The following is a 662-nucleotide window of genomic DNA, read 5'->3' as shown; positions in this document are numbered from 1 at the left end:
AAGTGCAAGTACATCAGCCTCAACAAGCGCAAGTACGTCAGCAAGCACGTCAGCTTCAACAAGTGCAAGCACATCAGCAAGTACGTCAGCCTCAACAAGCGCAAGTACCTCAGCAAGTACATCAGCATCAACAAGTGCAAGTACATCAGCAAGTACATCAGCAAGTACATCAGCATCAACAAGTGCAAGTACATCAGCTTCAACAAGTGCAAGCACATCAGCAAGTACATCAGCTTCAACAAGCGCAAGCACATCAGCAAGTACATCAGCATCAACAAGTGCAAGCACGTCGGCTAGCACATCGGCTAGCACATCAGCAAGTACGTCAGCTTCAACGAGCGCAAGTACATCAGCAAGTACGTCAGCTTCAACAAGCGCAAGTACATCAGCAAGTGCGTCAGCATCAACAAGCGCAAGTACGTCAGCATCAACAAGTGCAAGTACATCAGCAAGTACGTCAGCTTCAACGAGCGCAAGTACATCAGCAAGTACGTCAGCATCAACAAGCGCAAGTACATCAGCAAGTACGTCAGCCTCAACAAGTGCAAGTACATCGGCTAGCACATCAGCAAGTACGTCAGCCTCAACAAGCGCAAGTACATCAGCAAGTACATCAGCCTCAACAAGTGCAAGTACATCGGCTAGCACGTCAGCTTCAACGA

At 48.3% G+C, this 662-nt stretch carries 1 protein-coding gene; it reads right to left on the bottom strand.

The window, feature by feature from the left end; translation table 11 throughout:
• Positions 1 to 662 (bottom strand): hypothetical protein (locus QM865_RS09125; RefSeq protein WP_414306508.1); only part of this gene is annotated, 662 nt, incomplete at both ends.

It is taken from the genome of Streptococcus mitis, from assembly GCF_047462815.1.
Lineage (GTDB): Bacteria > Bacillota > Bacilli > Lactobacillales > Streptococcaceae > Streptococcus > Streptococcus mitis_DO.
This window is presented reverse-complemented; position numbering and strand designations above follow the sequence as displayed.